Source organism: Vibrio sp. C8 (assembly GCF_054051265.1).
The window spans coordinates 172,985-180,880 of record NZ_JBPAOE010000053.1; the positions used below are offsets into that span (position 1 = coordinate 172,985).

Annotated in this window: 7 protein-coding genes and 1 tRNA gene; 5 read left to right on the forward strand and 3 right to left on the reverse strand. The window is 43.1% G+C overall.

All coding sequences use genetic code 11. The annotated features are described in order from the left end of the window. Positions 1-16: 16 nt before the first annotated feature. Both ACRQQK_RS21080 and metN read right to left on the reverse strand, forming a co-directional pair. Positions 17-694: a methionine ABC transporter permease gene (locus ACRQQK_RS21080; RefSeq protein ID WP_457514647.1), complete on the reverse strand. Its 678-nt coding sequence runs from the start codon at positions 692-694 to the stop codon at positions 17-19. Next, positions 684-1,718 (reverse strand): methionine ABC transporter ATP-binding protein MetN, encoded by a 1,035-nt coding sequence (metN, locus tag ACRQQK_RS21085; RefSeq protein ID WP_457514649.1) that lies wholly within the window; start codon positions 1,716-1,718, stop codon positions 684-686. The genes ACRQQK_RS21080 and metN overlap by 11 nt, the downstream gene beginning before the upstream one ends. A 267-nt stretch (positions 1,719-1,985) precedes the next feature. On the opposite strand from metN, the gene gmhB reads away from it, so the two are divergent. The 5 genes from gmhB to treC all read left to right on the forward strand — a co-directional run bounded on the left by gmhB (position 1,986) and on the right by treC (position 7,518). Next, positions 1,986-2,543 (forward strand): D-glycero-beta-D-manno-heptose 1,7-bisphosphate 7-phosphatase, encoded by a 558-nt coding sequence (gene gmhB, locus ACRQQK_RS21090; RefSeq protein ID WP_457514651.1) that lies wholly within the window; start codon positions 1,986-1,988, stop codon positions 2,541-2,543. 94 nt (positions 2,544-2,637) lie between these two features. Continuing rightward, on the forward strand, positions 2,638-2,997 hold the full coding sequence (locus ACRQQK_RS21095; protein ID WP_457514653.1) for an MliC family protein: 360 nt from the start codon (positions 2,638-2,640) through the stop codon (positions 2,995-2,997). 79 nt (positions 2,998-3,076) lie between these two features. Further along, complete coding sequence (gene treR / locus ACRQQK_RS21100) at positions 3,077-4,024, forward strand: trehalose operon repressor TreR (protein ID WP_457514655.1); 948 nt, start codon at positions 3,077-3,079, stop codon at positions 4,022-4,024. Positions 4,025-4,336: 312 nt separating this feature from the next. Then, a complete protein-coding gene (gene treB / locus ACRQQK_RS21105; protein WP_457514657.1) occupies positions 4,337-5,761 on the forward strand; it encodes a PTS trehalose transporter subunit IIBC in 1,425 nt (474 codons plus the stop codon). A gap of 65 nt (positions 5,762-5,826) precedes the next feature. Then, on the forward strand, positions 5,827-7,518 hold the full coding sequence (gene treC, locus ACRQQK_RS21110; RefSeq protein WP_457514659.1) for an alpha,alpha-phosphotrehalase: 1,692 nt from the start codon (positions 5,827-5,829) through the stop codon (positions 7,516-7,518). Positions 7,519-7,634: 116 nt separating this feature from the next. Here the strand turns inward: treC and ACRQQK_RS21115 are convergent. Then, positions 7,635-7,719: transfer RNA gene (locus tag ACRQQK_RS21115), tRNA-Tyr, on the reverse strand. Between the last annotated feature and the right edge of the window lie 177 nt (positions 7,720-7,896).

Here is a 7,896-nt window from a genome sequence, read left to right on the forward strand (position 1 = left end):
AATTCTTGTATCGTTTTTATCTGTGATCAACACGGCGTACGAATGCATCACCGATTGATTGAATTATTTGTACTAGAACAATAAGCATGACAACGGTTACTGCCATTATCACCACATCGTAACGGTGGAAGCCGTAACGAATAGCCACATCACCTAGACCACCGCCACCCACTGTTCCAGCCATCGCTGAGTAGCTCACAAGAGTAACCAGCGTGATCGTGACAGAGTTAAGAATGGTCGGCATTGCTTCTGGTAACAGTACTTTGCGAATAATTTGCATTGGTGTTGCGCCCATAGATTGTGCAGCTTCAACAAGACCAGTTGGAACTTCCAACAGTGCCCCTTCAATTAAGCGAGCAACAAACGGAATTGCGCCGATAGTTAAAGGTACGATTGCTGCTGTTGTGCCAATGAACGTACCCACAAGCAATTTAGTTACTGGGATAATTGCCACCATCAATACAAGAAATGGTACTGAACGGCCAATGTTGACGATTGCGCCAAGGATGCCGTTTAATTTGGTGTTTTCTAGCAAACCACCTTTTTTAGTCGTGTGCAGAATAACGCCTAGTGGAATACCCAGCGCGAAGCCAATAACGCCAGCAACAGCTACCATATACAACGTCTGCCAAGTTGCTGTTAAAAGCAGGTCACCGTTTAGTGATAACCAGTTAGCAATGGTATTAAAGGACATAACCAAGCACCTCTACTTTTACTTTATTGTCACGAAGGAATTGAATTGCAGCATTATCATTTTCTTCATCACCGAAAATTTCCGCTACCATCATGCCGAACTTCACACCGCCAGCGTAATCAAGATCTGAACTCAGGATGCTGACATCAATGTTGAATTTGCGCGAAATTTGCGACATCAGCGGTGCATCAACAGTTGCGCCGGTAAATTCCAAACGAACCAATGGGTAACTGCCTTGCACTCGTGTTGGCTGCAAACGTACTTGGTAATCATCAGGAATCGATAAATCCAGTGTTGAACGAATGAACTGATGAGCAAGTTCTGTTTTTGGATGGGCAAAAATATCGCCTACAGAACCTTTCTCTACTAATTCACCGTCACCGATGATAGCCACTTCATGACATATACTTTTTACTACATCCATCTCGTGCGTAATCAACAAGATAGTGATGTTTAACTTACGGTTAATCTCTTTCAAAAGCTCAAGAATCGACTGCGTAGTCGCAGGGTCGAGAGCACTGGTTGCTTCGTCACACAGCAATACTTTTGGATCAGATGCCAGAGCGCGAGCTATCGCAACACGTTGCTTTTGACCACCACTTAGATTTGATGGGTAAGTGTCACGTTTCTCTGATAAACCAACCAATTGAAGAAGTTCAGAAACTTTCTTCTCAATATGACTAACACTTTTACCTGCAAGCTCTAATGGCAGAGCTACGTTTTCAAACACTGTACGTGAAGAAAGTAGATTAAAATGCTGGAAAATCATACCGATGTTACGGCGTGCTTCGCTCAATTGTTTCGAGCTCAGCTTAGTAAGGTCAACACCATCAACAATAACGCTACCGTTAGTTGGGCGTTCTAACATGTTCACACAACGAATCAGCGTACTTTTACCAGCACCTGATGAGCCAATAACACCAAAGATCGTGCCTTGTTGGATGTTAAGGTTGATGTCTTTTAAAGCATTGATTTCTTTCGTGCCTTGATAAAACACCTTGTTGACGTGACTAATCTCAATCATTGAAAAACCTGCGCAGGGATAAATCTTGGTTGTTTTGTAACGAGTTACCTTAGTATTACTAAAAAAGTAGCAACAACAGAATAAAATATTTAACTCGTTCTAACTTGGTAGAGGATGCTATGGCTTAACTAAGTTCAAGTCAATAGATATTTTTACGTCTAGACGTCTAAATGGTTGTTTGAGTGATACTGTTAAGTAATTAGATAGTGATGAAAGAAATAAAGCGTGCAATAATTCGTATAGTTTGACTTTTAAGAGATGAATGTTTTGGCGAAACCAGCTGTGTTTTTAGACCGTGACGGCGTAATCAATGTCGATCATGGCTATGTAAGTGATGAACATGATTTTGAGTTTATCGACGGTGTGTTTGACGCCGCGAAAAAACTGCAAGAAATGGGCTATCTACTTGTATTGGTAACCAACCAGTCGGGGATTGCTCGTGGAATGTTCAGTGAAGATCGTTTTCTGTCATTAACACAGTGGATGGACTGGAATTTCGTTGATAACGGCGTTGAGCTTGATGGTATCTACTACTGTCCACATCATCCTGAGCATGGTGTAGGCAAGTATAAAGAAGATTGTGATTGTCGTAAGCCGAAGCCGGGTATGTTTATCTCAGCACGAGACTTCCTGAAGATCGATATGACGAACTCTGTGATGGTGGGTGACAAAGCGGAAGACATGATGGCTGCAGAAGCTGCCGGAGTCGGAACAAAGATCTTAGTACGTACAGGCAAGCCTGTGACAGAAAAAGGTGAGAGTTTAGCCACTGTTGTACTGGACAGTTTGCGCGAAGTGCCTAACTATTTAAAAGAGCGTAATTAATACTATTACTAGTAATCGGTAGTTGATACATTGCTGGGGTTGGTATTAAGAGGTCGCTTAGGCGGCCTTTTTATTATTTGAAGAGAGAATCATCATGAATAGAAACGATATCGTATTCGCATTCTGCTTGATGGCGCTACCCTTGACTGCATTAACAGCGTGTTCAAACTCAACCGAAGTTGATGGGCTTAAAGTTAGGGACAGTGATTTTCAACATTACGTCTGTGATGATGAGAAGCAATTTGATGTTGCTTATGTATCAGCAGAAAATGCAGTTTTAAGAACCTCGGAAAGTCTGTATCGCTTGGTCCGTATTCCTTCTGGCTCTGGAGCAAAATACATCTTGGATGACCACACGTCTGCGGTGGTGAATCCTGTTACCTTGTTCACGAAAGGTGAGGATGCTAGGTTAGAAGTCAAAGGTATTATTTATAAAACTTGCCGGATTGAGTGAAATTTTGCTTATATATGGCCTTGAGCAGAAGTAGTGCGGTGGATTTCCACCGCTTTTATCACCTTGCAGACCGTATTTCATGAGCAAAAAACTCACTATCCTTGATATCGCAAAAATTTCCGGAGTCGGTAAATCTACCGTTTCTCGGGTACTTACCAATGATCCAAAAGTGAAGCCTGAAACTCGAGAAAAGGTTGAGCGCGTCATTGCTGAATCAGGGTATGTTCCTTCTAAATCGGCGCAGTCGATGCGCGGCGGCAGCCAGAAAGTTATCGGTGTGATTATTTCTCGCCTTGATTCGCCTTCTGAAAATCGTTCTGTCAGCAGCATGCTTGAGATCTTTTACGCTCATGGTTATGACGTTGTGATCATGGAAAGTCAGTTTGACCGACAGAAAACCAATGAACATTTGGACGTATTGTTAAAGCGCAATGTGGACGGAGTGATCATTTTTGGCTTTACGGATTTAGATGCGCAAGCTTTGGTACCTTGGCAGCTTAAATCGGTGGTGATAGCCACTCATTCAGAGCAAGTTTCTTCAATTAACTACGATAATATCGGTATCATCAATCAGGCGTTGGATTACGTTAAGCAGCAAGGGCTAGATCAAGTCAGCTTTATCGGCGTCGATCCTCAAGATGCCACAACTGGCGAAATGCGTTTGCAAGCGTATATAGATTGGTGCCAGGAGCAACAAATCACGCCTTGTTATCAAACGGGTAAGTTGAAACACGAAAGTGCTTATCAATTGGTTGAACAGGTGCTTTTTGAAAATACTCAAGCCATCGTCTGTGCCAGTGACACCCTAGCGTTAGGCGTGATTAAGCGTTTGCAGGAATGTCAGCGTGAAGATGTTGTGGTGACAGGTGTTGGTGGTAATGAGTTGCTAACCTTCTTGTTCCCTAAAGTCTACACTGTTGATCCCGGTTATAGGCAAGCCGGAGCACAGGCCGCGAACCTGTTAATCTCGCATCTGAGCGGTGATGTACAACATCTGGTACACCTTACTCAAGTTCCTGCCATCTGAGCATCTGCGACATTAACCAACAAGGTGAGAAAGTCGTTTCTCGCCTTGAATGCTTTTCGTCTTGAATAGTTTTCGTTTTGTTCACTTCTCTTTTCTGCCATTTCTTACTTTGATCGTTCCGAGATTTTTACGTAAAAGCTTGCATATTTTTTGTTGAAATAAACACCGCCTAATGTGATCGTTCTCAATTTATGGGACTGTTCCCATTTTAAGTCTAATTTGTATGTGTCACTATACTGAAAACTTAATGGGAATGTTCCCATTGTCGATTGGACTAATATAAAAGCTATAAGTAACAGGGTGGACAAAGGTATGAGTAAGATAGCGAGACAAGATGTAGAGCGTCTTGTTGAATTGGTTGGTGGTGTTGAAAACATCGCCAGTGTTAGCCACTGCCTAACACGTTTGCGGTTTGTATTAAATGAACCAGAAAAGGCGGATAAGAAAGGTTTGGAATCGCTGAGTTTAGTGAAAGGTTGCTTTACTAACGCAGGACAATTCCAAGTCGTGATCGGCACTGAAGTTGACCAAGTGTTTAAAGTGCTTTTGGATATCACTGGACAATCTGGCGCTTCAAAAGAAGATGCGAAACTTGCAGCACGCCAAAACATGAATCTTTTGGAGCGCGGTATCTCCCATCTTGCAGAAATTTTTGTACCGTTGCTTCCTGCGATTATTACCGGTGGTTTGATTTTAGGTTTCCGCAACGTGATTGGCGACATCAAGATGTTCGACGGTCAGACCTTAACGGAAATCAGTCAGTTCTGGGCAAGTGTACACTCATTCTTATGGTTGATTGGTGAAGCTATTTTCTTCTTCCTACCGGTTGGTGTGTGTTGGTCTACAGTGAAGAAACTAGGCGGAACGCCTATTCTTGGTATCACTTTGGGTGTGACTCTGGTTTCGCCTCAACTGATGAATGCTTATTTGATTGGTAAGCAAGTACCAGAAGTCTGGGATTTTGGCCTATTCGTTATTGAAAAAGTGGGTTATCAGGCACAGGTTATCCCAGCGATCTTGGCTGGTGTGATGCTTGCCTTTATTGAAAACACCCTAAAACGTGTGGTACCAGCGTATCTTTATCTGGTTGTTGTACCGTTTGTTTCATTAATTCTGGCAGTTATCTTAGCGCATACGTTAATTGGACCGTTCGGCCGAGTATTAGGTAATGGCGTTGCCTTTGCTGCAAAAGCTGCAATGACGGGTGATTTCGCGGTACTGGGCTCGATGATATTTGGTTTCTTGTACGCACCACTGGTTATCACTGGTATTCACCACACCACCAACGCTGTCGATTTACAGTTGATGCAAGAGTTGGGTGGCACACCAATTTGGCCTTTAATTGCGCTTTCTAACATTGCTCAGGCTTCAGCTGTTGTAGGCATCATTCTGATCAGTAAGAAACATGGCGAGCGTGATATTTCTGTACCAGCGGCAATTTCTGCTTACTTGGGTGTGACTGAACCTGCTATGTACGGTATCAACCTCAAATACAAATTCCCAATGCTATCCGCAATGATTGGTAGTGCTTTGGCTGCAGCGGTATGTGGGAGTGCCGGTGTGATGGCGAATGGTATCGGCGTTGGTGGTCTGCCGGGTATTTTATCTATCCAACCTCAGTATTGGAGTATCTACCTTGTTGCAATGTTAGTTGCGATTGTGGTTCCAGCGGCACTGACTTTAGTGATGTACAAGCGTGCGCAAGGCAAAGGCGCTTTATCAACCGTTTCAGCATAACGTTTTTATGAGTGGCTTATTGCCACTCTTTTTTCTGTTTTTTATTTTTGGTAAGTGAGAAAAGAATGACCGTTGCTAATCGCGAATCCGACTGGTGGAAAACCGCATCGATCTATCAAATTTATCCTAAGAGCTTCTGTGACAGCGGCGCAAAAGGAACCGGAGATATCCAGGGTATTATTTCTAAACTGGACTATCTGCAAACTCTGGGCATTGATGCCATATGGTTAACGCCAGTGTATCAGTCACCAATGATTGATAACGGTTACGACATTGCGGATTACTACTCGATCAATTCTGATTTTGGCACCATGAGTGACTTCGATAACCTGCTTGAGCTGGCTCATCAGAAAGGCATTCGCATCATTATGGATATCGTTGTTAATCATACTTCGACACAGCACATGTGGTTTCAGTCTGCATTGGCAGATAAAGCTAGCCCTTATCGTGACTACTACATTTGGAAGTCACCCGTCGATGGCAAAGCACCGAATAACTGGCAGTCAAAGTTTGGTGGCAGTGCATGGGAATATGATGAAAAGTCGAACCAATATTACTTGCATCTGTTTGCTAAGGAGCAAGCGGATCTGAATTGGGAAAATCCTCTGGTTCGAGATGAAGTAAAAGAAGTGATCAGCTTTTGGGCTGAGAAAGGTGTAGACGGTTTTCGTTTGGATGTGATTAACCTGATTTCCAAACAGCAGGATTTTCCAAACGACGAAGTAGGTGACGGTCGTCGTTTTTATACCGATGGCCCGCGTGTGCATGAGTTTTTACAAGAAATCAGCCGCGACGTTTTCCAAAAATATGGCAGTGTGACGGTAGGGGAAATGTCATCGACAACATTGGAGCATTGCCAGCAGTATTCGTCATTAGATAACAAAGAGTTATCTATGGTGTTTAACTTCCACCACCTGAAAGCGGATTATCTTAACGGTGAAAAGTGGACCAAAGCCCCCTTTGATTTCATACAACTCAAGCAGGTATTTAACCATTGGCAAACTGGCTTGAATGGGAAAGGTTGGGGAGCACTGTTCTGGTGTAATCACGATCAACCCCGAGTGGTCAGTCGTTTAGGTAATGATAGTGAGTACCGTGTTGAGTCGGCCAAAATGCTTGCAACGTCAATACATATGATGCAGGGCACACCTTACATATACCAAGGTGAAGAGATTGGTATGACGAACCCTGGGTATAGCGATATTTCGCAATACCGAGATGTTGAAAGCACCAATATGTACGATATTATGGTCAAGCAGAATGGTGTTAGTGAAGCGGATATGTTAGCGATTCTGGCGCAGAAATCTCGTGATAATTCCCGAACGCCAATGCAATGGAATAATAGCCAATATGCCGGTTTCAGTGCTGGAGAACCTTGGATTTCTGTTGCTAGCAATTATCCTCAAATCAATGCAGAACAAGCTTTGAGTGATGAGGATTCAGTATTTTATTACTATCAAAAGTTAATTCATTTGAGAAAGGAGATTACCGTTATTACTGACGGTGACTATCAAGACTTACTGCCCGAGCACCAAGCCATTTTTGCTTATCAAAGACGCAGCGCTAAACAGACGCTGGTGTGTTTGAACAACTATTATGATGTTGACGCAGAGTGTGAATTGCCACAAGAGCTTGAGCTCAATAATGCACGTTATCTTATCGGCAATTATTCAGACATTGATAATCATGAGATTGAATATAAGCAAAGGTTAAGAGCTTACGAAACCAGAGTCATTTTGATTGAGCACCCCCTGTAGCCTCAATAAACACAAGCCCCTTTTATAGGGGCTTGTTCTTTTGTACTAATGCTCTGATATTTTTAGAGTATTCTGAAATGAAAAAAGCCAGCTCAATGAGCTGGCTTTTCTGTATATGGTGGAGGGGGACGGATTCGAACCATCGAAGGCGGAGCCGGCAGATTTACAGTCTGCTCCCTTTGGCCACTCGGGAACCCCTCCAGGGTGTTTTCCTAATCTTTTACAAGAAGAGGCTTGAATGAAGTTTTCCCAACGCATCAATCAAGTTTTGCTCTCACAAGAACTTATCGTCTTACAAGAAAATATGGTGGAGGGGGACGGATTCGAACCATCGAAGGCGGAGCCGGCAGATTTACAGTCTGCTCCCTTTGGCCACTC

What these genes read in the sequence shown, in the direction of transcription:
- ACRQQK_RS21080 (WP_457514647.1), bottom strand. Translation starts at nt 694, where the DNA reads ATGTCCTTTAATACCATTGCTAACTGGTTATCACTAAACGGTGACCTG.
- metN (WP_457514649.1), bottom strand. Translation starts at nt 1,718, where the DNA reads ATGATTGAGATTAGTCACGTCAACAAGGTGTTTTATCAAGGCACGAAA.
- ACRQQK_RS21095 (WP_457514653.1), top strand. Translation starts at nt 2,638, where the DNA reads ATGAATAGAAACGATATCGTATTCGCATTCTGCTTGATGGCGCTACCC.
- treR (WP_457514655.1), top strand. Translation starts at nt 3,077, where the DNA reads ATGAGCAAAAAACTCACTATCCTTGATATCGCAAAAATTTCCGGAGTC.
- treB (WP_457514657.1), top strand. Translation starts at nt 4,337, where the DNA reads ATGAGTAAGATAGCGAGACAAGATGTAGAGCGTCTTGTTGAATTGGTT.
- treC (WP_457514659.1), top strand. Translation starts at nt 5,827, where the DNA reads ATGACCGTTGCTAATCGCGAATCCGACTGGTGGAAAACCGCATCGATC.